We start from the raw sequence: 26,884 nt of genomic DNA, 5'->3' as shown, positions 1-26,884 counted from the left end.
ATGCTGAGCGGCAGAATCCTTACCCCATCTGGCTGGATCACGGGCACCATTACCTTTGACCAGCGCATCGTCCAGATACAAGAAGACCCTGCCGCCGACAGCGCGCTGACCATCCTGCCCGGCTTCATCGACCTGCACGTGCATGGCGCGGCCGGCGTCGACATCATGGAAGGCGGAAACGCGGGCGCCACCGTGGCGCAAGTGCATGCGCGCCATGGCACCACGGCCCTGCTGGGCACCACGCTGACGGCGAAAGAGCCGTCGATCCTGCGCGCCCTGCAAGGCCTGGCCGGCGTCATCGCCGAGCGCCCCGCCAACGGCGCGCGCATGCTGGGCGTGCACCTGGAAGGCCCGTTTTTGAATTTGCACCGCCTGGGCGCGCAGCCGCCCGATGTGGTGCAGGCCAGCCTGGCGCTGGTGCAGCGCTTCCACGCCATCGCCCCCATCAAGGTCTTGACCATGGCGCCGGAAATCCCCGGCCACCTGGAACTGATCCCGCAACTGGCGGCGATGGGCATCCGCGTGCAGATCGGCCACAGCGCCGGTACGTATGACGAAGGCGTGGCCGCGCTGAACGCCGGCGTGTCCGGTTTTACCCACCTGTACAACGGCATGACGGGCATGACGCATTACGACCCGGGCATGGTGGGCGCGGCGCTGGCACATGCCGAATACGCGGAAATCATCCCCGACCTGCAGCACGTCGCCAAGGGCGCCCTGCGCGCGGCCTTGCGCGCCATTCCGCGCCTGTACGGCGTGACGGACGCCACCTCGGCCACCGGCATGCCCGATGGCGAATACGGCCTGGGCACGCAGCGCGTCTACAAATGCCTGGGCTGCGTGCGCCTGGCCACGGGTTCCCTGGCCGGCAGCGTGCTGACCATGGACCAGGCCCTGCGCAATTTCGTCGACCTGGGCCTGGACCTGGCCGACGCCTCGAACCGCTTGTCGCTGTACCCGGCCGACTACCTGGGCGAGTCCGAACGGGGCCGCCTGGCGCCGGGCGCCTGGGCCGATATCGTCGTCCTCGATCCCGCACTGCAGCCAGTGTCCGTCTTCGTCGAAGGCGCGGCCATCGATCTTTCCACCCGCTAGACCATCCCCCAACCTCAACCCCGTCCCGGAGTTACCATGCACGACACGTCACACAAGGCCCCCGTGTGGGCCATGCGCTACCTGCTATTTATTGCCGGCATGGGGGGATTGCTGTACGGCATAGACATCGGCATCATCGCCGGCGCCCTGCCCTATCTGGAATCGACGGCCTCGGTGGCCTGGAAACTGACGGCCCAACAGCTGAGCTTTATCGTCGCCGCCGTGCTATTGGGTTCGGTTCTGTCGTCGCTGTTCGCCGGCGCCCTGGCCGATATCATCGGCCGGCGCTGGGTGATGTTCCTGGCCGGCGCCCTGTTCAGCGCCAGCATCCCGCTGATCGCGCTGGCCGATGGCTACACGCCACTGCTGCTGGGCCGCCTGCTGCAAGGCATCAGCGGCGGCTTGATCGGCGTCGTCGTGCCCCTGTACCTGGCCGAATGCCTGCCCGCGCAACAGCGCGGACGCGGTGCCGCCCTGTTCCAGCTGCTGCTGACCATCGGCCTGGTGGCCGCCGCCCTGATCGGCCTGCTGCAGGCGCAGACGGTGGAAACGGCCACGCAGGCGGCGCAAGCGTTGCCGGAAGCGGGCCGCATCGCCGCCATCTTCACGGCCAAGGATCACGCGTGGCGCAGCATCTTCTGGGTCTGTTTGACGCCGGGCCTCGTGTTTACCGTCGGCGCCCTGCTGCTGGCCGAGTCGCCGCGCTGGCTGGCGCAACGGGGCCGCATCGAGCTGGCGCGCCAGTCGCTGCTGCGCACGCGCCTGCCCGCCGCCGCCGACATCGAGCTGCGCGAGATGCAAGATACGCCGGAAAATACGGCCAAGGCGAGCGGCAAGGCGAAAGATCCGCTGCTGAGCCGCCGCTACGTGCTGCCCTTCCTGCTCGCTTGTTTGATCCTCGCCTGCACGCAGGCCACGGGCATCAATTCCATCCTTGCCTATGTCGTCAATATCCTGAACCAGGCGGGCCTGTCGGGCGCCTCGGCCAACATGGCGGACGTGCTGCTGAAAGTGCTGAACGCCGTGATGACAGTGGTGGCCGTACTGCTGGTGGACCGCAAGGGCCGCAAGTTCCTGCTGATGCTGGGCACGGGCGGCATCGTCGTCTCGCTGCTGGCGGCCGGCCTGCTGTTCCGCGGCGCCGAAGCCCACCTGGCCGACGTGCGCCCCGCCATCGCCGCCCAGGTGCAAGCGGACGGCCTGTCCCTGCAGCTCGATGCGGCCACCTTGACGGCCCTGGGCGCGGCGGCCGACGGCACGCCGCAGCAGCTGACCATCGCCTACGCCTACGGCCCGTTCACGAACGTGAAAAGCCTGCGCAGCGACGATCCCGTGCTGCGCCAGGTGACCATCGCGCGCGACGACGCCGTGCAGCCTGACAGCGTGATCGGCGTGTTCTTCCGCAAGCTGCACCTCAATCCGTTTGCCGACCCGGCCGCCGGACGCGAAGCGCCGCTGCGCATCGAGAAGGCCAGCCTGGGCCCCGTGCCCTCGTCCACGCACGGCTGGCTGGTGGCGATTGCCATCTGCGTGTTCGTTTCCAGCTTTGCCGTGGGACCGGGCGTGTGCGTGTGGCTGGCCCTGTCCGAACTGATGCCGACGCGCATCCGCTCGAACGGCATGAGCATCGCCCTGCTGGTGAACCAGTTCGTCTCGACGGTGATCGCCGCCATCTTTCTGCCAACGGTGGGTTTGCACGGCTATTCGACCCTGTTCTTCTTCGGCGCCGGCTGCACCGTGCTGTACTTCCTGGCGGCGGCCTTCCTGCTGCCGGAAACCAAGGGCAAGACGCTGGAGGAAATTGAAGCGCACTTTGCCAAGTAAGTCAAAGTAACCAACTGTAGCAGTCTCCTTTCCAGCCCCGGCCCACATCCGGGGCTGTTTTTTTGCCTGCTGGACAAGTTTACAGGGCTGGCGCGCACGGCAACGTACGGTTTTCCTTCAGGAATCACGGGCGCGTGGGCTAGAATCTGGCTGCGTCGTGCTACTCACGAGGCGGCAATGGCGCCATGACAAAAACCACCAGGAGACACAGTGAGCTTATTTAGAACCAAGAATTTGGATGACATGATCGCCCACAGCAAGAAGCCAGGAGGCCTGGCCAAGGTGCTGGGGCCCTTCGACCTTGTCCTCATGGGCATCGGCGCCATCGTCGGCACGGGCATTTTCGTGCTGACCGGCACGGGCGCGCTGACGGCCGGCCCCGCGCTGTCGCTGTCGTTTGTCGTGGCGGCCGTCGCCTGCTGCTTCGCCGCCCTGTGCTACGCGGAATTCGCCTCCACCGTGCCGGTGGCCGGCTCCATCTACACCTACAGCTACGCCACCCTGGGCGAGCTGGCCGCCTGGATGATAGGCTGGGACTTGCTGCTCGAATACGGCCTGGCCGCGGCCGCCGTCTCCGTCGGCTGGTCCGGCTACTTCCAGTCGCTGCTGTCGGGCTTTGGCATCGCCTTGCCCGTGGCCCTGACGGCCGCGCCGGGCGCGCTGCCCGGCGTGACCACCTTCATCAACCTGCCGGCCCTCGTCATCATGCTGGCCCTGACGGCCATGCTAGGCTGGGGCGTGCGCGAATCGGCGCGCCTGAACAACATCATGGTGGCCATCAAGGTGGGCGTGGTGCTGCTGTTCATCATCTTCGGCGCGCGCCACGTGCAGCCGGCCAACTGGCAGCCCTACATGCCGTTCGGCTACCACGGCATGCTGAGCGCCGCCGCCCTCGTCTTCTTCGCCTTCATCGGCTTTGACGCCGTCACCTCGGCCGCCGAGGAAGTCAAGAAACCGTCGCGCGACCTGCCGATCGGCATCATCGGTTCCCTGGCCGTGTGCGCCGTGCTGTACGTGGTCGTCTCGGCCATCATGACGGGCATCGTGCCGTACCAAAAATTCCTCGGCGTCGACCATCCCGTCTCGCTGGCCCTGCAGTATGCGGGCGAAAACTGGATCGCCGGCTTCGTCGACCTGGGCGCCATCCTCGGCATGACCACCGTGATCCTCGTGATGGCTTTCGGCCAGACGCGCATCATCTTTGCCATGTCGCGCGACGGCTTGCTGCCCAAGCGCCTGTCGACCGTGCACCCGCGCTTCCACACGCCGTTCTTCGCCACCTGGCTGGTCGGCATCGTCTTCGGCCTGATCGCCGCCGTGATCCCGCTCAACATCCTCGCCGAACTGATCAACATTGGTACTTTGGCCGCCTTCACCATGGTGTCGATTGCCGTGGTGGTGCTGCGCAAGAAGCGCCCGGACCTGCCGCGCGCCTTCCGCTGCCCCGGCGTGCCCTACGTGCCGGCGCTGGCCGTGATCCTGTGCGTGGGCCTGATGACCTTCCTCAGCTGGGTCACCTGGCTGGCCTTTTCCATCTGGCTGGTGATCGGCCTGGTCATCTACTTCGGCTACGCGCGCCGCCGTTCGCTGCTGCACCCGCAACAGTAAAAAGTCCCCGGCAGCGACACATCCTGTCGCTGCCGCAGTTAAGATGGCGGTCTCGCAACCACCGCAGGCCGCCATCCATGCAACGTTCCCCCGACCTCATCGCACAACTGGACCAGAGCACTGACCAGCTCAAGCGCGCGCGCCTGCGCAACATGCAGTGGCTGGCCGTCGGCTTGCTGCTGCTGGCTGCGCTGGTCTTCGCCGTGGCCCGCTCGCAGCGGGACGGCCATCCCGCCTGGGGCTATGTGGAGGCATTCGCCGAAGCGGCCATGGTGGGGGCGATCGCCGACTGGTTCGCCGTCGTCGCCCTGTTCCGCCACCCGCTGGGCATCCCCCTGTGGCATACGGCCATCATCCCGAACAGCAAGGCGGACATCGGCCGCAGCCTGGGCGCCTTCGTGGAAAACCATTTCATTACCGAGCAAGGCATCGCCGAACGCATCGCGCAGGCCGATCCCGCCGCGCGCCTGGGTGCCTGGCTCGGTGACGAGGGGCACGCGCGGCAGCTGGGCATGGCCAGCGCCAGCGTCGCCAGACAGCTGCTGGCGATGGCCAACCACGAGCAGCTGGGACGATTGCTGCGCGAGCAAGCCAGCAACTACCTGGGACAATTGAATGTATCGGACGTGGCGGCCGACTGCATCGATGCGCTGATCGCCGACGGCAAGCCGCAGGAACTGCTGGACTTCCTGCTCGACCGCAGCGCCGCCTACCTCGACGACGAGGCGCATCACGCGGCCATCGGCGACTTCGTGCTGGGCGCTTTCCAGATCGAGAACGCACTCGTGAAAAAGGCCGTGAAAGCGTATGAACCGCGCATGATCGCCTCGCTGCAAAAATTCGCCCTCACCGTGCGCGTCGATCCGCAGCACCCGCTGCGCCAGCGCATCGCCGGCTGGATCGCCGACAGCGCCCTGCACCTGAAGGCCGACCCGCAGTGGCAGGAAACCGTGCGCCGCTACCAGTTGCAACTGATCGCCAGCGATACAGTGCAAGCCATGCTGGGCGACGTCTGGACCAACATCAGCACGCGTCTGCTGGCCGACCTGCACGCCGACCAGCCCTTGCTGGCGCAAGCCATCGCCAACGTGGCGCGCAACACGGGCAAGGTGCTGGAGGAGGATAAAGCTGCGCGGGAATGGCTGAACACCGCCATCGTCGCCGGCAGCGGTTCGCTGGTGCGCCGCTACCGGGGCGAGGTGGGCGCCTTCATCGCCGCCCGCCTGGACCTGTGGAGCAAGGACGAAATGAGCGAACGCATCGAACTGGCCATCGGGCGCGACCTGCAATTCATCCGCATCAACGGCACCATCGTGGGCGGCCTGGCCGGCTTGCTGATTTATTCAGTCAGCCAGGCGTTTTAGCGCCACTACCAGCGAAGAAGTTCCCCGGCCGGCACCGCATGCGAAGGAAAATGCGGCAGCACTTCCTGCGCCAGTTCCTGCAGCACCTCCGCGGCCGGGCGCTGGCCATGCTGGATGCCCAGCGCCGCGTGGTTGACGCCCGCCGCGCGCCATTCACCGAGCAGATCGATCAAGCCCTTGCGCCCCGTGCGCAGCACATAGCCGCTGCGCACCGGCGTGCGCGGGTAGTCGGGGTCGTCCACCAGGTCCAGCCACTCATTGCACATGTGGGGGCGGAAGCCGCCATCCGGGATGCACCGGCGCCAGGCGCGGATCTTGTCCGCCAGCCGGCGCGGCCCTTCCCGCGTATCCGTCGCTTCCGGATACGTCAGCCAGCCGTCCGCATGGCGCCCTATCCACTCAAGCGGCTGGCCCGAGGAACTCGTGACGACCAGGGGAATGGCGCCCGCCACGGGCTTGGGCAGCAGTTCCAGGCCCTCGATGCTGCCCAGCGGGCCGCTGACATGCACGGGACCAGGGCGCAGCAACTGGCGGAACAGCTGCACGGCCTGCGCATAGCGCTCGCCGCGCGTGGCGTACGGCACGCCATACGCGGGAAATTCGCTGGCGCGGTCGCCCGACGCCGTGCCCAGCACCAGGCGTCCTCCCGACAGCTGGTCGATGCTGGCGGCCGCCTTGGCCAGGTCGATGGGGTGGCGCAGGGTAAAGATGGCGCTACCCGTGGCCAGGGCCAGCGAGTCCGTACGCGCCGCCAGGTAAGCGAGGTAGGTCCACGGGTCGAACAGCTGGCCCGCATCGCCGAAGCGCGGGTCGAACAGGGGAATGTCGCGCACCCAGGCGGCGGCAAAGCCTTGCCTGTCCATGGCGGCGACCAGCTCGGCCTGGCCGGCCAGCGCCCGCATGTCGCCCTGGTAAAAGCGCAGCGGCAGATAAATGCCGAGAGTGAGCGCGCCGGGCGCGAACATGCGGCGGTAGCCGCGGTGCTGCGTGAAGGCTTGCGATGAAGCGCCTTGCGTGATGTCCATGCTCATATTGTTCCTTGATAAAAATCAGGCGCCCGTCGCGGGCGCGGGAATGGTGATACCCAGCTGCACGGCTGGACGTGCCGCCACGCGGGCGTACCAGGCGCTCACGTGCGGCCAGTCATCGAGCCTGAAGCCAACCAGGTCGGCGATATGCAGCCAGCCAAAGCTGGCGATGTCGGCGATGGAATAGTCGTCGCCGCCCAGGTAGGCGTGATCCGCCAGGCGGCCATCCATGCTGGCCAGCGCGGCGTCGCACAAGCGGCGAAAGTGCGCCGTGGCGGCCGCATTCGCACCCGCTTCGGCAATCTCGAAATGCACGCGCTGGCCCAGCATCGGTCCCATGCTGGCCGCGTGAAATTGCAGCCAGGTGATGGCGGCCCAGCGCTGCGCGGGCGCCTTCGGCAGCAAGCGCCCCGTTTTCCCGGCCAGGTACAGCAGGATGGCGGCCGATTCGAACACGGTGACGCCCGTGTCGTGGTCGACCAGCACGGGAATGCGTCCATGCGGATTGAGGGCCAGGAAAGCGGGCAAGCGGTGTTCGCCCTGATCGATGCGCACGTGGCGCAATTGGTAGGGCAAACCCAGTTCGGCCAGCGCAATGGTGGCTTTGAAACCGTTGGGCGAGCTGTCGGTGTAGAGTTCAAGCGAACCGGCCGGGGATGTGATGCTGTGCATGGAGTATCCTGTCGATATAGTTTTACTGAAGTACAATCAGCCTTGTAAACACCGCCATCCTCGTTGTTATCGTCAAAGAATGGAAACGATGATTTTTACTGTCTGGCTATAGAAAAACTATATCGATGAAGCATCCTTTACCACTCCAGGCGCTGCGCGCCTTTGTCGAGGTGGGCCAGCGCGGCAGCATCAAGGCGGCCGCCGAGGCGCTGCACGTGACGTCGGGCGCCGTCAGCCAGCAAATCCGCCTGCTCGAAGATCGGGTCGGCATGCCCCTGTTTACGCGCGAACGCCAGGGCCTGCGCCTGACCGAGGCGGGCGCCAGCGTGCATCCCACCCTGCTGGGCGCCTTCGCGCAGATCGCCGGCGCCAGCCAGGCGTTGGAAGACATGGGCGCGCGCCAGACGCTGACCGTCAGCACGGTCGCCACGTTTGCCGCCGCGTGGCTGGTGCCGAGGCTGGGCCGCTTCAACCAGCGCCATCCGCAGATCGAGGTGCGCGTGGAAGCGACATCGGCCCTCGTCGACTTGCGCCGCGACCGGGTCGACGTGGCTTTGCTCCACGGCTTGGGCGACTATCCGGGCTTGCAGGTGACGCGCTTGATGGCGCCCGTGCTGGTGCCCGTCGCCAGCCCCGCCCTGATGGCGGGCCAGCCGCCCATCGCCACGCCGGGCGATTGCCTGCGCTACCCGCTGCTGCACGATACGGACCGCGCCGACTGGACCCTGTGGCTGGCCGCGCACGGCGCGCCGGACGACAGCGAGGATGCGGCGCGGGCGCTGCGCGGCTCGGCCTTCGAAGATGATTTTCTGTTGATACGCGCGGCCGAGGCGGGCCAGGGCCTGGCCCTGGTGCCGCAGCTGTACGCGCAGGAGGAGATCGCCGCCGGGCGCCTGGTGCAAGTGCTGGACTTGCCCTGGCCCGCGCGCTTTGCCTACTATCTGGTGACGCGGCCCGACGCGGCCACGCGCCCCGCCGTGCAGGCCTTCATGGCATGGATCTGCGAGGAAGCGCAGGCAGCGCGCTAGAACGCATGCGCGCCGGCCGCGCACGACACCACGCCGCACATGGTGGAAAACAGCACCGGCACGCCGGCGCGCCCCGTGGCGATGCAGGCCGCGGCCGGCACCACGGCCAGCAACAGGGCCAGGTAGGCTATCGCCTTCAGGCGCCGCACGGACGCATGGCCGCCCGGCCCGTGCGGACGCCCCCTGCCCGCCTCTGCACTACTCCTTGCCGACATCCTCGTATGCATGTCCATCTCCTCTATCCACGGTTACTGGTCTGGCTTGGCTTTATTTTGCGACATAAATTAACCAAATACAATAAATAAATTCACGAAAAAAACGTTTTATCAGTACAACGGCAAGCGGCACGACGGGGAAAATATGCCACACCATAGGAGAAAATGGTGGATGAGAAGCGTTTTATGCCGTTCAGGCTTGAAGCTGTATGTGCGAAAAAACCAAATAAAATCATTTAAATCGCAATATTCGTTGAAATCAATTTTATTTGATGTATGATGATTTCCATGGAGAAATCAAAGCGGTGCAACAGCTATCGCAGCCTCGACCGCCCGGCAGCTCCGCCTTCTTTGCAGGGGACACGCACATGAACAAAATCCTGGCCTTGCGTCTGCTCGACGCCGCCGACGACGCCGCCGTCATCATCGATGCCGGCTCGCGCATCCGCTATGCGAACGAGGCCATGTATGCGCTGAGCGGCTATGCCGCGGGCAGCCTGCCGGGCCAGCAGATCGAGCCGCTGCTGCCCGACGCCGTGCGCGAACAGCATGGCGCGCGGATCGGCGCCTATCTGGCTGGCTACAAGAAGTCCAAGGTACTCGGCCACAAGCGCCATTTCGCCATACGCCACCACGACGGCTCGATGCTGCCCATCGTGCTCAAGGCCATGGACCTGGGCAAACTGGACGATGAAAACTACATGGGCGCCTTTTTCATCGACCAGCGCCATGAACGCGCCATCGAACAGCAGAATACGGCCCGCTGGCAGCAGTTGCAGCGCATCGCCCTGAGCGATCCCCTGACCCACCTGCCAAATCGCCGCGCCTTCGAGATCGATGCCGTGCGTGCGGCCGCGCGGGACCGGCGCGCGGGCAATCCGATGACCATCGGCATCGCCGACATCGATTTCTTCAAGAAGGTCAACGATCGGCATGGCCACGCGGCCGGCGACGCCGTGCTGCAAGCCATCGCGGCCGTGCTCCAGTCACAGGCGCGGGCATCGGACGTCATCGCCCGCGTGGGCGGCGAGGAATTCGGCATGCTGTTCCCACATACGGACATGAGCACGGCGCACCGCGTGGCCGAACGCATCCGCCTTGCCGTGGCCGCCACATGCGTCACCTTCGAGCAGACGTCCATCACGGCGACGATCAGCATCGGCCTGGCGCCGCTGCCCAACAACGGCGACTGGAAAGCCGGCTTCATGCAGGCCGACGCCGCGCTGTACCAGGCCAAGAACAAGGGCCGCAACCGCATCGAGCAGGCTTGAGCAGCACCCCGGGGATTTTCGCAGTTTCATGCATCACGCAGCACCTGACAGGAGCAAGCACATGGAAACGACCACGACACATGCCACAGCGGCGGGCCAACCTGCGCAGGCGGGCGCCCGGGAATTGCTGGTCTTCGGACTGGGCAAGGAGGAGTACGCGATCGATATCGCGCTGGTGCAGGAAATCCGCGGTATCGGGGCCGTGACCAGCATCGCCAATGCGCCCGCCTTCCTCATGGGCCTCATCCACCTGCGCGGCAGCATCGTGCCGCTGCTCGACCTGCGCATCGCGCTGGGCCAGACCGACCCCGCCTACGACGCCTCGACGGTGGTGATCATCCTCGTCTTCCCGCACGGCGCCACCGGCATCGTGGTCGACCGCGTGGCCGACGTGGTGCCGCTGGCGCCGGCACAGCTCAAGCCACCGCCGCAGCTGCACGGCTCGGCGATGGCCGGCCACGTGACGGCCATCGGCACCCTGGACGAGCGCATGCTGATCGTGCTCGACATGGACAGCCTGCTGGCGGGCCTGGGCATGCACGCTACGGACAAGCTGGCGGCCTGAGCCAGCCATCGCCGTCCCGCCCGCCACCTGACCGCACTGCGCCGGAGACACCATGAGCATCCTGATCGTCGATGACAACGACACCAACCTGAACCTGCTGGCGACTCTGGCCCGCAAGGCTAGCACCATCGAACCGGTCTGCATGAGCGATCCCATCGATGCCCTGTATTGGTGCGAATCGCACGTGCCGCAGCTGGTCTTGCTCGATTACCGGATGCCCAGCCTGTCGGGCAATGAATTCCTCAGCATTTTCCGCAAAATGCCGGATATGGCCGACATCCCCATCATCATGGTCACCACCGAAAACGACCGCGCCGTGCGCAAGCAGGCCTTTTCGCTGGGCGTGACGGAATTCCTCACCAAGCCCGTCGACACCATCGAGTTCAGTCTGCGCGTGCGCAACCTGCTGGCCCTGCGCACGGCGCAAACCTTGCTGGCCGACCGCGCCAGGCTGCTCGAACACGAAGTGGCCGAGGCCATCGCCAACGTCACGGCCAGGGAGATGGAACTGGTCACGCGCCTGGCGCGGGCGGCCGAATTCCGCGATCCCGAAACAGGCGGCCACATCATGCGCATGGCGCGCTACTCGGCGCTGATTGCCCGGGAACTGGGGATTGACGCGTCATGGCAGGCGCTGCTGCTCAAGGCGGCTCCCATGCACGACGTGGGCAAGCTGGCCACGCCCGACCATATCCTGCTCAAGCCGGGGCGGCTCGATCCCGAGGAGATGGCCATCATGCGCCAGCATGCGGAAATCGGTGGCCAAATCTTGGCCGGCAGCGATTCGCCAGTGATCCGGCTGGCCGAGGAAATCGCCTGCGGCCATCACGAAAAATACGACGGCAGCGGCTATCCGCGCGGCCTGGCGGGTGAACGGATACCGCTGTCGGCGCGCATCGTGGCCGTGGCAGACGTCTTCGACGCCCTGAGTTCGGCGCGCCCGTACAAGCCGGCCTGGCCGCTAGGGCAGGCGCGCCAGTACCTGGAGGAAAACCGGGGCGGCCATTTCTGCCCGCTGTGCATCGACGCCTTTCTGGGCGCCTGGGACGAGGTGCTCGCCATCAGCGACAGCCTGCCCGATCCCGTCCTTCATCACGCCCACCCACTGTAAGCGAGGAGCCTGTCATGCGCGTGCAACAACTGATCCTGAAAAACCATGCCGACATCGACGCCGCCCTGGCGCCCCTGGCCGCCATGGCGCCCGACCTGGTGCTGGTCTTCGGCGCCTGCGCCTACTTTACCGCGCCCGACCTGAGCGCGGCGCTGCGCCGCCAACTGCCCGGCGCCGTCATCGCCGGCTGCTCCACGGCCGGCGAAATCGCCGGCAAGCGCGTCTACGACGACAGCTGCGTCATCACCGCCATCCGCTTTGCCCGCACGACAGTGGCGATTGCCGACGCCATCATCTGCGACATGGCCGATTCGCGCGACACGGGCGAGCGCCTGGCGCAGGCGCTGCCGCAGGACGGCCTGACGGCCGTCTTCATGCTGGGCACAGGTGTGGCCATCAACGGCAGCGCCCTGATCGCCGGCCTGCAGGCGAACCTGCCGCCGGGCGTGACGGTGTCCGGCGGGCTGGCGGCGGACGGCGGCGCGTTTCGCCAGACATGGACCCTGGGCCCGCGCGGCGCGGCCGACAACACCGTCGTCGCCGTCGGCCTGTACGGCGACCATGTGCGCCTCGGCTACGGCAGCCATGCGGGCTGGGAAGCGTTCGGCCCGGCGCGCAAGGTGACGCGCTGCGTCGGCAACGTGCTGTATGGCCTGGACGGCGCGCGCGCGCTCGACATCTACAAGCTGTACCTGGGCGACCATGCGCGCGGCCTGCCCGGCTCGGGGCTGCTGTTTCCGTTTGAAATGCTCACGGCAGCGCATGAAAAAAGCAATATCTTCCGCACCATCCTCGCCGTCGATGAAGAACAGGGATCGCTGACCCTGGCCGGCGACATCCTCGCCGACGGTTACCTGAAATTGATGCATTCCAGCACCAACCGGCTGATCGACGGGGCCGAAACGGCGGCGCGCGGCGTACAGGCCCACGCCGACGCCGCGGGCGACCAGCTGGCCCTGCTGGTCAGCTGCGTCGGCCGCAAGCTGGTGATGGGCGACCGGGTCGAGGAAGAAGTCGAAGCCGTGGCCGACCTGCTGGGCGGCGCGGCCTGCATCGCCGGCTTTTACTCGAATGGCGAAATCGGCATCGCCCAGCCGCATGGCGCATGCCAGCTGCATAACCAGACGATGACCGTGACTATATTGAGCGAAGCATGAACCGCACCCTGGCACGCCAATTGAACCGCGTCTGCGCGATCGACTCGGACGCCGCCTGCGCCGCCTTGCTGGAACAGGCGCAGGCACAGTGCGGGCAAGCGGGCACGCCGCCCGAACTGGCCAGTTTCCTGGCCGGCCTGCCAGACCTGCTGCTGCGCGTCGACGGCGCCTACGAACAGTCCGAACGCGACCTGGACCTGCGCTCGCGCAGCCTGGAACTGAGTTCGAATGAACTGAGCATGACGAATGACCTGCTGCGCACGGAACTGGCCAGCCGCAACCGCGTGATCCAGTCGCTGCGCGTGGCGGCCGTGCGCCTGCTCGACAATGACGATTCCGGCCTGCACCTGCCGCAGGACGGCGATATCGAGGGCCTGTCGGCACTGTTGGCTGAACTGGTGGCGCAACAGGAGCTGCGCCGCATCGAACTGCAGAACCAGCGCTTTGCGATGGACCAGCACGCCATTATCAGCATCACCGATACGGCCGGCGTCATCATCTACGTCAACGACAAGTTCTGCGCCATCAGCGGCTTTGCGCGCGCAGAGCTGATCGGCCAGACGCACCGCCTGATCAATTCGCGCGCGCATCCAGACGCCTTCTTTGCGCAGATGTGGCAAACCATCGCGGCCGGCCAGGTGTGGCACGGCGAAATCTGCAACCATGCCAAGGATGGCGGGCAATACTGGGTCGACGCCACCATCGTGCCCTTCCTCGACGCGGCCGGCAAGCCGTATCAGTACATCGCCATCCGCACGGAAATCAGCGAAAGCAAGCGCATGGCCGAGACCATCGCGAAAAGCGAGCGCGAATACCGCAACGTCGTCAACAGCCTCAACGAGGTGGTCTTCCGCACGGACGTGCACGGCGCCTGGACCTTCCTGAACCCCGCCTGGCACACCATCACCGGCTTCGACGCCGCCGATAGCCTGGGCAAGAGCGTGCTGCAATTCATCGATGCGCGCGACCGCGAACGCGCCGCCGCCGGCCTGTACCAGCTGCTGGGCGGCCAGGTGGACAGCATGCGCCATGAAGCGCGCTATGTCACCAGCGACGGCAACGTGCGCTGGATCGACGTGTGCGCGCGCGCCGAGCGCGATGGCCTGGGGCGGCTGGCCGGCATCACCGGCAGCCTGACCGACATCACCGAGCGGCGCCTGGCGGCGCGCGAGCTGCGGCACAACCTCAACTTCGTCGATGCGCTGATCGAAACCATCCCCATCCCTTTGTACCTGAAGGACGTGCAGGGCCGTTACCTGCGCGCCAACCGCGCCTTCTGCGCCTTCTTCAACCTCCCTCAATCGGACATCCTGGGCCTGACGGTAGCCGACCTCCTGCAGCCGCAAGAGGCGCAGCAGGTGGCGCAGCAAGACCGGCGCCTGATGCTCGACAAGGGCAAGCAGACGTATGAAGACCGGCTCACTGTCGGCGGGCGGCAGGTCGACGTGCTGTTCAGTAAGGCGGCCCTGATGAGGTCCGATGGCGGCTTGAGCGGCCTGGTGGGCACCATCGTCGATATTTCCAGCCAAAAGGCGGCCGAGCGGGCGTTGCTGCTGGCCAAGGAAGTGGCCGAATCGGCCAGCCGCTCGAAGAGCGAATTCCTGGCCAACATGAGCCACGAAATCCGCACGCCGATGAACGGCATCCTCGGCATGACGGACCTGGTGCTCGATTCAGAACTCGACGCCCACCAGCGCAAATACCTGGAAGTCGTCAAGGCCTCGGCTGACGCCCTGCTGTGCATCATCAACGACATCCTCGACTTCTCGAAGATCGAGGCGGGCATGCTGAGCCTGGAAAGCATCCCCTTCGACCTGCGCCAGCTGCTGCAGGAAACCATGCGCGCGCACGCCATGCGGGCCCAGGCCAGCGGGCTGGAACTGGTGCTCGACGTCGATCCCGCCCTGCCGCACACCCTGCTCGGCGACCCGGGCCGGCTGCGCCAGGTGCTGACCAACCTGGCGGGCAACGCCATCAAGTTCACGCCGCGCGGCGAAGTCGCCGTCAGCGCCCGGCTGCGCGCCAGCGGCGATGGCGTAGCCAGCCTGCGCCTGAGCGTGCGCGACACGGGCATCGGCATCGCCGCCGACATGCAGGAGGCCGTCTTCGACGCCTTCCAGCAGGAAGACGGGTCGACGACGCGGCGCTTCGGCGGCACGGGACTGGGCCTGTCGATCACGCGCCGCCTGGTGACGATGATGGACGGCGGCATCGGTCTGTCGAGCGAACTGGGCAAGGGGAGCTGCTTCACCGTGGACCTGGCCCTGCCCATCGGCGAGCAGCAGACCTTGCCGCCGCCCGGCGCGTCCCTGGCCGGACGCAGCATCCTGCTGGTCGACGACAACCCCAGCAGCCTGACCATCCTGCGCCGGATCTTCGAGCGCAGCGGCGCCAGCGTCACCGCCTGCGCATCGGGCGAGGCGGCGCTGGACGGCTGCCGTGGCGGCCTGCCTGCGGACTGCATCATCATGGACTTCGCCATGCCCGGCATGAACGGCTTCGACACGGCCTCGGCCCTGGCCGCCCTGCCCCACTGGAGCCAGGTGCCCATCGTCATGCTGTCGTCGAGCGGCAGCCTGGGCGACGCGGCGCGCTGCCGCGAGCTGGGCATCGATGGCTACCTGCTCAAGCCGGCCAGCCCCGAGGAATTGCTGGCAGTCACCATGAGCGTGCTGGGCACCTGCCGCGGCATGCCCGGCGCCGCGCCCGTCGCCACGCGCCACCGCGTGGGCAAGGACATGCCCGGCCTGGACATCCTGCTCGTCGAGGACAACGCCATGAACCGCGAACTGGCCACCGTGCTGCTGTCGAATGCGGGACACCGGGTCACGCATGCGGCCAACGGCCGCATCGCCCTCGATTGCCAGGCCGCCGCGCATTTCGACATGATACTGATGGATTTGCAAATGCCGGAAATGGGCGGTTTCGACGCCACCGCGCAGATACGCGCGCGAGGCGCAGGGCATGCCGAGGAGCGTCATCATCGCCATGACGGCCAGCGCCTTTGAAGGCGACCGCGAACGCTGCATCGCCGGTGGCATGGACGACTACCTGTCGAAACCCTTTCGCACCGCCGCCTTCCACAGCCTGATCGAGCGGCATGTGCTGCAAATCAGCGAGCAAACGCCGCCCCGCTTCGATTACGGCGCCGCGCTGGCCGACCCCGACGCGGACGTGATCGGCATCATCGGCGCGTCGTTCCTGGCAGGCTTGCCGGCCCAGCTGGACGCCTTGCGCGCGGCCCTGCAGGCGGGCGACCGGCCCACCGCAAGCCGGCAGGCGCATACCCTGGCTGGCTTGCTGGCCAACTTCCAGGCGGCACCCGCCGTCGCCATCGCCGCCGCCATCGAGCGCGAGGCGGCCACGGCACCGCAGGGGGCGTTGCTGGCGCGGCTAGCTGCGCTGGAAGCGCAACTGCGGCTGTTTGTGCAGGAAACGGAGGTGGCCATCCAGGCGGCAAGCTGCCAGCTGCACGCATCCGGCCAAACTTGATGTAGATCATAATTTTTTGAACAAGCTCTTGCTATCCTGTAAAAAAATGACAGGAGCACCGGATGAGCAAGACGCAGCCGAGCGACGCGCAGCACAACGTGGAACATGAGCGCCTGGGCAGCGCCTGGCAAGGCGTGCCGGCGCCCGGTTATCCGGAAAGCGCACCCGAAGGCGCCACCCTCGACCTGCTGCTGAACGCCTGGCTGGGCAAGTTTACGGGCGGCATTTCGCCGGCCGCGCTGGGTAACGCGTATGCCGACTGGCTCGGCCACCTGGCGCTGGCGCCATCGAAGCAGCAAGCCCTGCTGGAGGAAGCGTGGAAGAAGATCGGCCGCTGGCAACAATACGCCATGCAATCGGCCCTGACCAGCGGCGACGCCAAACCGTGCATCGCGCCGCTGCCGCAGGACCGGCGCTTCGACGACCCGGCCTGGCGGCGCTGGCCATACAACCTCGTCTACCAGGGCTTTTTGCTGCAGCAGCAGTGGTGGCACCGCGCCACCACGGGCGTGCGCGGCGTCTCGCCGCACCACGAGGATGTCGTCACGTTCACCGTGCGCCAGTGGCTCGACATGCTGGCGCCGTCGAACTTCGTGCCGACCAATCCCGTGGTGCAGCAATCGGCCCTGGAAAGCGGCGGCGCCAGCCTGGCGCGCGGCGCAGCGCATGCGGCCGCCGACTGGCAGCGCGCCGCCATGGGGCCGTATGCGCCCGACACGCGCCGCTACCAGGTAGGCCAGAACGTGGCCGTCACGCCGGGCAAGGTGGTCTACCGCAACGACCTGATCGAATTGATACAGTACGCGCCCACGACGGCGACGGTGCATGCCACGCCGCTGCTGTTCGTGCCGGCGTGGATCATGAAGTTCTATATCCTCGACCTGTCGCCACACAATTCGCTGGTGCGCTACCTGGTGGACCAGGGCCACACGGTGTTCATGATTTCCTGGAAAAACCCGACGGAAGAAGACCGCGAGCTGTCGCTGGAAGACTACCGCCAGCTGGGCGTGATGGACGCGCTTGACGCCGTTGCCCGCATCACGGGCGCGCCGCAGGTGCACGCGGCTGGCTACTGCCTGGGCGGCACCCTGCTGGCGATCGCCGCCGCGACCATGGCGCGCGATGGCGATGCGCGCCTGGCCAGCCTCACCATGCTGGCGTCGCAGGTGGACTTCAAGGAACCGGGCGAACTGTCGCTGTTCATCGACGAGAGCCAGGTCAGCTTCCTGGAAGCGGCCATGTGGAAGCAGGGTTACCTCGACACGAAGCAGATGGCGGGCGCCTTCCAGCTGCTGCGCTCGAACGACCTGATCTGGTCACGCCAGCTGCGCCACTACCTGCTGGGACAAAACGAGCAGGACAGCGACCTGATGGCCTGGAACGGCGACGCCACGCGCATGCCCTGCCGCATGCATTCGGAATACCTGCGCCGCCTGTTCCTGCACAACGACCTGGCCGAAGGCCGCTACCGCACGGCCGGCCGCCACATCGCCCTGCCCGACATCGATGCGCCCATCTTTGCCGTCGGCACTCTGACGGATCATGTGGCGCCGTGGCGCTCCGTGTATAAACTGCAGCTGCTGACCGACACCGACGTCACCTTTTTGCTGACCTCGGGCGGCCACAATGCGGGCGTGGTCTCGCCGCCGGGCCAGCCGCGCCGCAGCTACCAGCTGGCCACGCACCGCCACGACGCGCCCTACATCGACGCGGACAGCTGGCAGCGCGACGTGCCGCAGCATGACGGTTCGTGGTGGCCCGCCTGGCAAGCGTGGCTGGAAGAACGCGCGGGCGCGCAAGTGGCGCCGCCGGCCATGGGGCCCGACCTGGGCGATGCGCCGGGCAGCTACGTGCTGCAAACCTGATCACCGACAACCGAGCGACAATCTAGCGACAACCGAGGAAAACGCCATGCCCTACACCACCCTGCTGGTCCACGTCGACAATTCGCGCCACTGCGCCCAGCGCATCCGCCTGGCCGTGCGCCTGGCCGTTGCCGACGGCGCCCACCTGATCGGCTCGGCCATGAGCGGCATCTCGCGCTACGCGTATGGCGGCGGCGTCAACGCGCTGCAGTTCGCGCCAGCGCAGATGCAGGCGCTGCGCACCCAGGCCAGCGAGGCCTTGCACGACTTCGAGCGCATCGCCCGCGAGGAAGGCCTGGGCAGTTACGAGACGCGCTTCGTCGACGACGACGCGCAAGGCGCGCTGCTGCTGCAGGCGCGCTATTGCGACTTGCTGATCCTGGGCCAGACGGATGCGCAGGATACGCCGTCGCGCGTCATCGCCGGCACGGCCGAATACCTGATGCTCCATTGCGGCCGGCCCGTGCTGATGGTGCCGCACGCGCCGGCCGCCGCGCCGGCGGGCATCGCGCAGCATCCGCTGCTGGCCTGGAACGGCAGCGCCGAAGCCCTGCGCGCCATCACCGATGCGCTGCCGCTGCTGCAAGGGGCGCGGCAAGTGACGCTGGCCGTCGTCAATTCGCACGCCCAGCCGGCCGCGCATGGCGAGCAGCCGGGCGCCGACCTGGCCCTGTACCTGGCGCGCCACGGCGTCAACGTCGAGGTGCTGCAGCACGACACGCCGCCGGGCCAGGACGTGGGCGCGGCCCTGCTGTCCATGGCCGCCCAGCGGCACTGCGACCTGGTCGTGATGGGCTGCTACGGCCACATGCGCCTGCGCGAAGCGCTGCTGGGCGGCGTCACGCGCACGGTGCTGCAGGACATGACCTTGCCGGTGCTGGTGTCGCACTAGCCGCATCAAGCCGCGCCGACGCCATGCAGGTGCCTGTACTGGCCCGGCGTCAAGCCCACGGCGGCGCGCAGCGCGCTGCCCAGGTGCGACTGGTGCGCGAAGCCGCATGCGAGGGCGATGTTGGCCAGCGGCGCGCCGGACTGGCGCAGCAAGACGCGCGCCGCCTGTACGCGCGTTTCCACGATATGCGCGTGCGGCGTCATGCCGGTGGCCCGCTTGAAATCGCGCAGCAAGCGCAGCACGGGCATGCCTTCGGCGGCGGCCAACTGCTCCAGGCTCAGGGGCTGGGCAAACTCACCGGCGATGCGTTCCAGCACCCGTGCCATGCACGGGCAGCCGGCAGGCGCTCTGGCCGGCGCCTGGCCCGGCCGCAAGGCCAGCAAGTCCAGCGCACCCTGCTCCAGCGCCAGGGCATCGGCCTGCGGCGCCAGCAGCAAGCTCCGCAGCTTGCGCGCCACGGCCAGCGCGGCAGCATGCCCCGCCACTTCCAGGCGCCGGGCCGCCATGGTCTCCTCGCCGGACCAGCGCAGTACCAGGTATTCGCCGCCGTGCGCCGATTCGGAAAACACGTCGACGCCGGCCGGCGTCTGGGCCAGCACGCCAGGATAGGTGTCGAAATCGCCGCGCCGGTCGGCGCCGATGGCATGCACGCCGCGCTGGCGCTGCAGCGACACGCCCAGGGAATGGACTTGCGCGGGATCGCGCGCGCTGTATGGCGCGCACGGCAACAGCAGCAGCAGCCAGCGGCCCGCCGCAAAGGCGACAGGCTGCACCGCCATGCCTGGCAGCTCCTTGCGCGCGCGATGATCCGACTGGTCCATGTGAAATTTCCTGATAGATGCCTGCGCCAGTCCTGGCGATACTGCATGTCCTCACATCAATCCATCCTGACGGAGACAAACATGCGCACAATCGGCCTGATCGGCGGCATGAGCTGGGAATCCAGTGTTGAATATTACCGCATCATCAACCAAGGCGTGCGCGCCCGACTGGGGCCGCTACGCTCGGCGCCGCTGCTGCTGTACAGCGTGGACTTCGGTCCTGTCGAGCAGGCCCAGCACGCGGGGCGCTGGCACGATGCATCGGCCATCCTGTGCGACGCCGCGCGCCGCCTGCAGGCGGGCGGCGCCGAGGCCATCGTGCTGTGCACGAATACCATGCACCTGCTGGCCGGGGACATCACGGCCGCCGTGCCGCTGCCCTTCCTGCATATCGCCGATCCCGTCGCCCGCACGGCCCGCCAGCAAGGCCTGCGCACGGTGAGCTTGCTGGGCACGGCCTTCACCATGCGGCAGCCATTCCTGCGCGCGCTCCTGGAAGCGCAGGCCCTGGCCGTGCTGGTGCCGCCGGAAGAAGAGCAGGACGCCCTGCACGACATCATCTACGCAGAACTGTGCGCGGGCATCGTGCGCGCGGCATCGCGCGACGTTTACCGCCGCGCCATCGATGCCCTGGCGGCGCGCGGAGCGCAAGCTGTCATCCTCGGCTGCACGGAAATCAGCCTGCTGCTGCAACAGGAGCACAGCGCCCTGCCGCTGCTCGACAGCACCCTGTTGCATGCGCAAGCGGCCATCGATTTCATCCTGGATGGCGAAGGCTGACGTGCGGCTGCCCCAGCATGGCCATCAGTTGCGGCGCCTGGCGCGTCTGGAAGTCCGGCCCGGCTGGATACTCGCTGGTATAGCCCCGGAAATCCCCGCAGCCCCGGCGATAGCGGGCACGCCCCTGGACGCGGCCACTTGCGCAGACAGCACGATCATCCCGTTCGCATCAATCATGCGCCGCCCAGCAGTTCGCAAAAGCGCTGCATGTCGACATTGCCGCCGCTGATCAGAATACCCACGCGCTTGCCGTGCAGCTGCTCCTTCATCTGCAGGGCGGCAGCGAAACCCAGGCAGCCCGTCGGTTCAATCACCAGCTTCATGCGCGAGGCGGCAAAGCCCATGCGCTCAACCAATTCCGCGTCGCTGACCGTCAGCACGTCGTCGACGTCGCGCCGGATGATCGGGAAGGTGATGTTCCCCAGGTGCTGCGTCTGCGCGCCGTCGGCGATGGTTTTTGGCGTATCGATGTGCACGATCTGCCCCGCGCGGAACGATTGCTGGCCATCGTTGCCCGCCTCCGGTTCCACGCCATACAGCTTGCAGGCTGGCGACAGCGCGCGCGTGGCGAGGGCCGAACCGGCCAGCAGGCCGCCGCCGCCCAGGCACACGAAGAAGGCATCGAGCGGCCCGACTTCCTCGAACAGTTCCTTGGCGGCCGTGCCCTGACCGGCGATCACGTGGGGATGGTCGTACGGCGGAATCAGGGTCATGCCGTGCTGTTCGGCCAGATCGCGGCCGATCTGCTCGCGGTCCTGCGTGTAGCGGTCATACAGCACCACGTTGCCACCATAGCCGCGCGTGGCGGCGATCTTCGCGGCCGGCGCATCGTGCGGCATGATGATGGTGGCGGGGATATTGAGCAGCTGGGCCGACAAGGCGATCGCCTGGGCGTGGTTGCCCGACGAAAAAGCCACCACGCCGGCGCGGCGCTGCTGCAAGTCGAACTGCGACAGCGCGTTGTAGGCGCCGCGGAACTTGAAAGCGCCCATGCGCTGCAGGTTCTCGCACTTGAAAAAGACTTCGGCGCCAAACTCCGCGTCGACGGTGCGCGACGTAATGACGGGCGTCGTGTGGGCGTGGCCCGCGATGCGTCCGGCGGCGGCCACCACGTCGGCATAGGTGGGAAGAGTCAGATTCTGCATGCCGTGTGCCTTTCAAAAAGTGAAGACTGGCCTTACCACGGCCAGGAAATCTCGGTGCCGCTGCCGGCCGCCAGCGCCTGGCGGTGGATCAGGCGCGCCACCGTCAGGTCTTGCAGGGCCAGGCCGGTCAGATCGAGCACGGTGATGTCGCTCGCGTGCCGCACCAAGCTGGCGCGCCCGTCGAGCAAGTCGCCCAGGCTCTGGCAGGGAATCTGCGGCGCCCATTGCGCTTCGCCGATGCTGCGCGCCTGCGCCACGTCGTCGACCACTATGCGCGCCATCGCCAGCAAGCCTTCGGGCAGTTCGCGCTTGCCGCGCGTGTCGGCGCCAATGGCACTGACGTGGGTGCCCTGCCGCACGGCGTTTGCGCTGAACAGCGGTGCGCGCCCCGGCGTGGCAGTGATCACCACATCGCTGGCGGCGACGGCCTCGTCGGCGTCGGGCGCGTGGGCGATGGCGATGCGCCCGGCAAACATGGCCTCGAAGGCGGCATGCGGCTGGCCGCTGGAGCTGACATAGCGCAGCTGGTGCAGATGCGGCAACACGCGCAGCGCGTACTCGGCCTGCACCGTGGCTTGCACGCCCGTGCCGAATACGCACAGTGACACACTATCGGGCCGCGCCAGCTGCCGCAGGCCCAGGGCTCCGGCCGCGCCCGTGCGCGCCGTGGTGATCGCGTTGCCGTCTATGATGCACACGGGGCGCCCCGTGGCCGGATCGAGCAGCATGATGGTGGCCTGGTGCGGCTCGCCGCCGACGGCGCGGTTGGCGGGCCAGAAACCGGCCGCCTTGAAGCCCAGCAGGTTCTCGGCCGGCACGTCGCCAGCCTTGATGCCGAACACGCCGCCCGTCGCCAGCGCTTCGCGGATGACGGGAAAGACGCGGCCCTGCTGGCGGCTGTGCAGCACGAAAGCCTCGCGCACGGCGGCCAGCACGTCGTCCGCCTGCAGGTGGGCGGCGACAGCGGCCGCATTGAGCAGCAGCAGGCGCGCCGCCGACGGATGGGTATCAGGGAAAGTGGGCATGGGCTTACCTGGTGTAGGTGTAGGTGTAGACGGCGGCGCGCGAGACGCCAAGATGTTCGGCGATGATTTCCATGGCGCGCCGCACGTCGAGCAGGCCGGCCGCGCGCAATTCCTGCAGCAAGGCGCGGCGTGCCGGGGTTTTCAGGGTGCGCGGCGAGGCGGCCAGGCGCGCCGCGAACTGGTCGATGCGGGCGCGGATGGCGTCGGCGCCCGCCGGATCCAGCGATTCCCGCGGCGCGGCGCCCGCGTCGACGGCAACGAACTGGTTCATCGCGCTTTGAAAACTTTGGAACAGGGTCAGGTCCACGTTCAGGCACAGGGCCGCGATGTACTGGCCCTCGCCATCCTTGATGCCGATTGAGGTGCTTTTCGCTTGCCGCCCGTCGGCGAATTTGTTGGGGTAGTTGGCCACCACCTGGGCATACTCCGGATCGAGAATGCGCGCCAGGCCCAGTTCCGTCGCCGGCTCGCCGACGGCGCGCCCGGACAAATTGTTGTGGATGGCCAGCACCGCATGTTCGGGTGCCAGCAAGTCGTGCACCACCACTTCGCAAAATGGCGCAAAAGTGCGCGCCAGGCCGTCGGCCACCTGCTTGATCTGCTCCAGCAGCAGGACTTGTTCGGCGTTGCGGGCGATGGCGGCGGGGGCGGCAGGTTTTTTCATGCAGACAGATTATCCAGTTCTGGAAAAAATGTCAAAGACTTTGGCTATGTCACCATCAGATGTGGGAACGTGCCCAGGTTGGCTCTGAGCAGGCTTGCAGAGGACAGTATTCTTTTGGCATCGAGTATCTAGGCGTTGAAGGTTTTGCCGCAAGGCACGCAGCGATAGCGTTGCAGGCCATGGGCCAGGCCGTGCCGGTGGAAGTGCTTCGCATGATTGCGCCCGTCAACCAGGAACGCATGGCGGCGCGCCTGGCGCTCGCAAGGTCATCCCCCTGGAGCCAGCCATGCCTCGCTCGCTTCGCGTCCCGCCGAGGTGGCGGCGCTGATACTCGAAGCGGCCGGGGCGGTGCAAGAGGAATAGGCAAAAAAAGGCTCCTGGAAACTAGGAGCCTTGTGGCGCCGGATACGCGGTGTTGTCCAGGCTGGCGCCTCTGGGGTGGCGGCGCCGGCAGGAAACGGTATCCGCGCCAAGGAGGTCTTGCAGCAGCCTTGGACGCTTGATTTCATCGTAGCAGCTAATTCGGCGGCAATACTCGCCAATGTTTGCATGGCGGCCGCGTGTGTGCCCTACAGCCACCCCTCGCGCTTCAATCGCCGGTGCAGCCAGTAGCAGCCGGCGATGATGACGACGATCACAGCCGGATAGCTGCCGCGCCACTTCAGTTCCGGCATGAATTCAAAGTTCATGCCGTACAGGCTGAAGACCATGGTGGGCACGGCCAGGATGGCGGCCCAGGCGGCCAGGCGCTTGACGACCTCGTTCTGGCGGATCGAAATCTGCCCCAGCGCCACCTGCATGGCCGAATTGACCAGCTCGCGCATCTGACCAGCCGTATGCGTGACCCGTTTGACGTGGTCGAGAATGTCGCGGTAATAAATGCGGGTCTGCTCCGGTATCAAATCGCCATGGAAGCGCAGCAGCTGGTTGCAGATGTCATGCAGCGGATGGGCCGCCGCGTCCAGCTTCAGTATCTCCGTTTTCAAATTGTAGAAGTCTTCCAGCTTGTCTTCTTTTAAATTCGGCTTGAACAGGTCCTGCTCATACCGGCTAAAGCGGGCCTGCAGATGGTCGATGCACGGCAGATACTGGTCAACGATAAAGTCGAGGATGGTATAGAGCACATAACCGGGACCGCTGGCCAGCTTGTCCGGGACGGTTTCCTTGCGCTCACGCAACTTGGCATATCCCACCGACGGTCCGTGACGCACGGTAATGATGAAGCTGGCACCGAGGAAGACGTGGGTTTCTCCATACTCGATGCGGCCGCCGTCCAGGCTTGCCGTGTGCAGCACCATGAACAAGGTATCGCCATATTCGTCCAGCTTGGGCCGCTCATGCGCCAGTTCCGCATCCTCGACGGCCAGTTCGTGCAAGCCAAATAGGGACTGGACGCGTTGCATGGTGCCACGGTCCGGCTCGAATAGGCCGATCCAGACGAAGGTTTCAGCTTCCTGCAGCAGTTCGACCACTTTTTCCACCGCAATATCGTCGATCTTGTGCCCCTTGCGATAGGCAGTGCAGTTCACGACAGCTTTATTATTATTCAAATCCATGCGCATTCCAGAAGTAAATCGGCTCAAGGCACCATCTTGCCAGAAAGAACCGCAACCACCGTGAAATGCGACACACAAGTGCAAGGCTGGCAACACAGGGGGGGCAAACGAGGCGCTGCGTGCGCGTGCCACCCGTCCAATGCCAGGGGCTGGCGCAGCGTTCAATTCAAGGAAATACGATCGCCGGTTTTCGGGCGGGCGTAGCTGACGTATACCTCAACCCTGCGGTTAGGCACATTGCATTGCTCGACTTGATGGGCTGTCGTCTGTTGATCCAATGGGCAATTTACCCGTGGCTCATGGCTGCCCGCACTTTCTGACGCCATGCTGGGTTTGTCGGCAATCAACAGGGATGTAAGTAACTCGGCAACTGCCTCTGCCCGCAATTTCAACAGGTTTTGATTATCCGGCGATGTTCCATCGACGGCGCTGTCAGAATTGACGGCATCACCATGGCTACGAACAATAATATGCGCCGGAGTGCCGCGCATTTTAATCGCGGCGACCATTTCCTTCAGGCTTTGCACCGCAGCAGAACTTAATACATGGCTTCCCGCTTGAAACGCCATATCACTGGAAATATCGAAACAAGGATCGAGTTGCGGAACCGCCTTGATGATATGCAAATTCGCGGTATCGATACGCAAGTCCACTTTCCTTGATATTGTTTCCCTGGTTCCGAATGGCGTGGCACTGGACTCGCTGATATTGAATTGCACGAGTGATACGCTTCCCACTGCTGTCCAGAAGATATCTGCATCATGCACGAGTAATCGGCCGCCGGCAGTCCTGCGACAGTCCAGCAGCGGCCGGCCAAGGACTTCAGCTGCGCGGTCGATGCTGCCACGCTCCGATTCCGGCAATTCAATGCTGACATGGGGCATCCTGATGCCTATGCCTGCGAAAACCGGAAACAGCAACGCTTTTACACCAATAAAAAATATGACTATACCCAATGGGAATGCGGCAAAGACCAAACCCAGAACAAAATAAGATGGAGCAGCACCATGCGCCTTGCCACCTGCTGACTTCCGAATATTTGAAATTATCCATAAAAACAGTAACGTGAAAATTCCCGAAAAAAAGAAGGCCTCCAGGAACTCCGTGAAAACTACGTTCGCTTTGGAAAAAGCGACGGCGGCCATCAGCATAAACGTCATCAAGGAAGACAGACCGGGCAACCAGCCCTGAAAAACATGGGGAAGCAGCATTTTCTGGCTACCCGCAGCGACGGTCTTTCTTCCGGACCGGCGAATGCGGGTAGGCTGCCATCGCTTGCCGGGCCGCCAGCGCGCGGTGTGTAAAAAATAAATATCCGAACGCGGACGACGCCCATGAAACAAAAACTGATAAAGAGAACGTAATTTATAAACTATCCAAAGTACTGTCTGAAACGCCCACAACGCAGAAAAAGTTCCATATAGCCAGAATATTGAATATACAAAACCAAACGCCAGCGCGATGAAGACAAAAAGCACGGCCTCGCCCGCAGTCAGGCCAACGGGAAAGAAGTTTATAGAAAATAAGTATGCAAAGGTAATCACGGCACCAACAGCGATCACAAGCTGATACGAGAACGATGCATATGCTCGCAAGCGTTCCATATTTTTATCTTGCAATTCTTTTGCCTCCAGTGGGGCAGGCTGAGGTCCATTGGCTGGCGTATGCGGTGGCGTTTCCGTATCGTTGGAAGACATGGTCTATCC

At 65.7% G+C, this 26,884-nt stretch carries 23 protein-coding genes and 3 pseudogenes; 16 read left to right on the top strand and 10 right to left on the bottom strand.

Translation table 11 applies throughout. The features are described from left to right. The 4 genes from FG13_RS03285 to FG13_RS03270 all read left to right on the top strand — a co-directional run bounded on the left by FG13_RS03285 (nucleotide 1) and on the right by FG13_RS03270 (nucleotide 5,891). On the top strand, nucleotides 1-1,095 hold the full coding sequence (locus FG13_RS03285) for an N-acetylglucosamine-6-phosphate deacetylase (RefSeq protein WP_035818361.1): 1,095 nt from the start codon (nucleotides 1-3) through the stop codon (nucleotides 1,093-1,095). Nucleotides 1,096-1,131: 36 nt separating this feature from the next. Beyond that, on the top strand, nucleotides 1,132-2,919 hold the full coding sequence (locus FG13_RS03280; RefSeq protein ID WP_035818359.1) for an MFS transporter: 1,788 nt from the start codon (nucleotides 1,132-1,134) through the stop codon (nucleotides 2,917-2,919). A 210-nt stretch (nucleotides 2,920-3,129) separates the two neighbouring features. Continuing rightward, the gene (locus tag FG13_RS03275) at nucleotides 3,130-4,527 is read left to right on the top strand and encodes an amino acid permease (protein ID WP_081922399.1); all 1,398 of its coding nucleotides are present in this window, start codon (nucleotides 3,130-3,132) and stop codon (nucleotides 4,525-4,527) included. A gap of 77 nt (nucleotides 4,528-4,604) precedes the next feature. Then, on the top strand, nucleotides 4,605-5,891 hold the full coding sequence (locus FG13_RS03270; protein WP_035818357.1) for a DUF445 domain-containing protein: 1,287 nt from the start codon (nucleotides 4,605-4,607) through the stop codon (nucleotides 5,889-5,891). Between the two features lie 5 nt (nucleotides 5,892-5,896). Here the strand turns inward: FG13_RS03270 and FG13_RS03265 are convergent, their stop codons facing one another. Together FG13_RS03265 and FG13_RS03260 are read right to left on the bottom strand one after the other, a co-directional pair. Then, entirely contained in the window at nucleotides 5,897-6,916 is a 1,020-nt protein-coding gene (locus tag FG13_RS03265; protein WP_235211829.1) for an LLM class oxidoreductase, read from the bottom strand. Between the two features lie 24 nt (nucleotides 6,917-6,940). Continuing rightward, nucleotides 6,941-7,591 carry a glutathione S-transferase family protein gene (locus FG13_RS03260; protein ID WP_035818351.1) on the bottom strand — a complete coding sequence of 217 codons (651 nt, stop codon included), beginning with the start codon at nucleotides 7,589-7,591 and terminating at the stop codon, nucleotides 6,941-6,943. Nucleotides 7,592-7,716: 125 nt separating this feature from the next. Between FG13_RS03260 and gcvA the strand changes: the two genes are divergently transcribed. Then, the gene (gcvA, locus tag FG13_RS03255) at nucleotides 7,717-8,619 is read left to right on the top strand and encodes a transcriptional regulator GcvA (RefSeq protein ID WP_035818349.1); all 903 of its coding nucleotides are present in this window, start codon (nucleotides 7,717-7,719) and stop codon (nucleotides 8,617-8,619) included. Here the strand turns inward: gcvA and FG13_RS29860 are convergent. Further along, on the bottom strand, nucleotides 8,616-8,846 hold the full coding sequence (locus tag FG13_RS29860) for a hypothetical protein (RefSeq protein ID WP_152598657.1): 231 nt from the start codon (nucleotides 8,844-8,846) through the stop codon (nucleotides 8,616-8,618). The two genes, gcvA and FG13_RS29860, sit on opposite strands and share 4 nt — an antisense overlap. Before the next feature lie 304 nt (nucleotides 8,847-9,150). On the opposite strand from FG13_RS29860, the pseudogene FG13_RS31220 reads away from it, so the two are divergent. From FG13_RS31220 to FG13_RS03215, 9 genes and pseudogenes are all read left to right on the top strand, one after another. Then, nucleotides 9,151-9,267: pseudogene (locus FG13_RS31220) on the top strand (hypothetical protein); the annotation flags it as partial. Beyond that, the gene (locus FG13_RS28705; RefSeq protein ID WP_442905215.1) at nucleotides 9,221-10,105 is read left to right on the top strand and encodes a diguanylate cyclase; all 885 of its coding nucleotides are present in this window, start codon (nucleotides 9,221-9,223) and stop codon (nucleotides 10,103-10,105) included. The pseudogene FG13_RS31220 and the gene FG13_RS28705, both read left to right, overlap by 47 nt. A gap of 61 nt (nucleotides 10,106-10,166) precedes the next feature. Continuing rightward, nucleotides 10,167-10,670 carry a chemotaxis protein CheW gene (locus FG13_RS03245; RefSeq protein WP_035818347.1) on the top strand — a complete coding sequence of 168 codons (504 nt, stop codon included), beginning with the start codon at nucleotides 10,167-10,169 and terminating at the stop codon, nucleotides 10,668-10,670. A gap of 52 nt (nucleotides 10,671-10,722) precedes the next feature. After that, entirely contained in the window at nucleotides 10,723-11,781 is a 1,059-nt protein-coding gene (locus FG13_RS03240; RefSeq protein ID WP_035818345.1) for an HD domain-containing phosphohydrolase, read from the top strand. A gap of 14 nt (nucleotides 11,782-11,795) precedes the next feature. Beyond that, nucleotides 11,796-12,938 (top strand): FIST signal transduction protein, encoded by a 1,143-nt coding sequence (locus FG13_RS03235; RefSeq protein ID WP_035818343.1) that lies wholly within the window; start codon nucleotides 11,796-11,798, stop codon nucleotides 12,936-12,938. After that, nucleotides 12,935-15,946, top strand: coding sequence for a PAS domain S-box protein (locus FG13_RS28700; RefSeq protein WP_051958438.1), 3,012 nt, complete (start codon nucleotides 12,935-12,937; stop codon nucleotides 15,944-15,946). Before FG13_RS03235 ends, FG13_RS28700 begins: the two co-directional genes overlap by 4 nt. Next, entirely contained in the window at nucleotides 15,903-16,430 is a 528-nt protein-coding gene (locus FG13_RS03225) for a response regulator (RefSeq protein ID WP_081922398.1), read from the top strand. The genes FG13_RS28700 and FG13_RS03225 overlap by 44 nt, the downstream gene beginning before the upstream one ends. 62 nt (nucleotides 16,431-16,492) lie before the next feature. Beyond that, on the top strand, nucleotides 16,493-18,295 hold the full coding sequence (locus tag FG13_RS03220) for a PHA/PHB synthase family protein (protein WP_081922397.1): 1,803 nt from the start codon (nucleotides 16,493-16,495) through the stop codon (nucleotides 18,293-18,295). A 46-nt stretch (nucleotides 18,296-18,341) separates the two neighbouring features. Then, complete coding sequence (locus FG13_RS03215; RefSeq protein WP_035818338.1) at nucleotides 18,342-19,187, top strand: universal stress protein; 846 nt, start codon at nucleotides 18,342-18,344, stop codon at nucleotides 19,185-19,187. Nucleotides 19,188-19,192: 5 nt separating this feature from the next. On the opposite strand, the gene FG13_RS03210 is transcribed toward FG13_RS03215, so the two are convergent. Beyond that, complete coding sequence (locus FG13_RS03210; protein ID WP_235211652.1) at nucleotides 19,193-20,008, bottom strand: helix-turn-helix domain-containing protein; 816 nt, start codon at nucleotides 20,006-20,008, stop codon at nucleotides 19,193-19,195. A gap of 81 nt (nucleotides 20,009-20,089) precedes the next feature. Between FG13_RS03210 and FG13_RS03205 the strand changes: the two genes are divergently transcribed. Further along, a complete protein-coding gene (locus FG13_RS03205; RefSeq protein WP_035818335.1) occupies nucleotides 20,090-20,788 on the top strand; it encodes an aspartate/glutamate racemase family protein in 699 nt (232 codons plus the stop codon). A 173-nt stretch (nucleotides 20,789-20,961) separates the two neighbouring features. Here the strand turns inward: FG13_RS03205 and FG13_RS03200 are convergent, their stop codons facing one another. The 4 genes and pseudogenes from FG13_RS03200 to FG13_RS31215 all read right to left on the bottom strand — a co-directional run. Next, nucleotides 20,962-21,933, bottom strand: a complete 972-nt coding sequence (locus FG13_RS03200) for a threo-3-hydroxy-L-aspartate ammonia-lyase (RefSeq protein ID WP_035818332.1) — start codon at nucleotides 21,931-21,933, stop codon at nucleotides 20,962-20,964. 32 nt (nucleotides 21,934-21,965) lie between these two features. After that, complete coding sequence (locus FG13_RS03195; RefSeq protein ID WP_035818329.1) at nucleotides 21,966-22,958, bottom strand: ornithine cyclodeaminase family protein; 993 nt, start codon at nucleotides 22,956-22,958, stop codon at nucleotides 21,966-21,968. Nucleotides 22,959-22,962: 4 nt separating this feature from the next. Next, nucleotides 22,963-23,622: a helix-turn-helix transcriptional regulator gene (locus tag FG13_RS03190; RefSeq protein WP_051958436.1), complete on the bottom strand. Its 660-nt coding sequence runs from the start codon at nucleotides 23,620-23,622 to the stop codon at nucleotides 22,963-22,965. 131 nt (nucleotides 23,623-23,753) lie between these two features. Then, a pseudogene (locus tag FG13_RS31215) lies at nucleotides 23,754-23,837 on the bottom strand (IS1/IS1595 family N-terminal zinc-binding domain-containing protein); the annotation flags it as partial. Here FG13_RS31215 and FG13_RS31210 point away from each other — a divergent pair. Then, nucleotides 23,832-23,985: pseudogene (locus FG13_RS31210) on the top strand (alpha/beta hydrolase); the annotation flags it as partial. The pseudogenes FG13_RS31215 and FG13_RS31210 sit on opposite strands and share 6 nt — an antisense overlap. 206 nt (nucleotides 23,986-24,191) lie before the next feature. On the opposite strand, the gene corA reads toward FG13_RS31210, so the two are convergent. Then, a complete protein-coding gene (gene corA / locus FG13_RS03185) occupies nucleotides 24,192-25,178 on the bottom strand; it encodes a magnesium/cobalt transporter CorA (RefSeq protein ID WP_035827020.1) in 987 nt (328 codons plus the stop codon). Between the two features lie 161 nt (nucleotides 25,179-25,339). Beyond that, entirely contained in the window at nucleotides 25,340-26,875 is a 1,536-nt protein-coding gene (locus FG13_RS03180; protein ID WP_081922396.1) for an OmpA family protein, read from the bottom strand. Between the last annotated feature and the right edge of the window lie 9 nt (nucleotides 26,876-26,884).

The sequence above is a fragment of the Janthinobacterium sp. RA13 genome (genome assembly GCF_000745325.1).
Classification (GTDB): domain Bacteria; phylum Pseudomonadota; class Gammaproteobacteria; order Burkholderiales; family Burkholderiaceae_D; genus Janthinobacterium; species Janthinobacterium rivuli.
The sequence above is the reverse complement of the archived record's forward strand: the minus strand, read 5'-3'. Positions and strand labels throughout refer to the sequence as shown.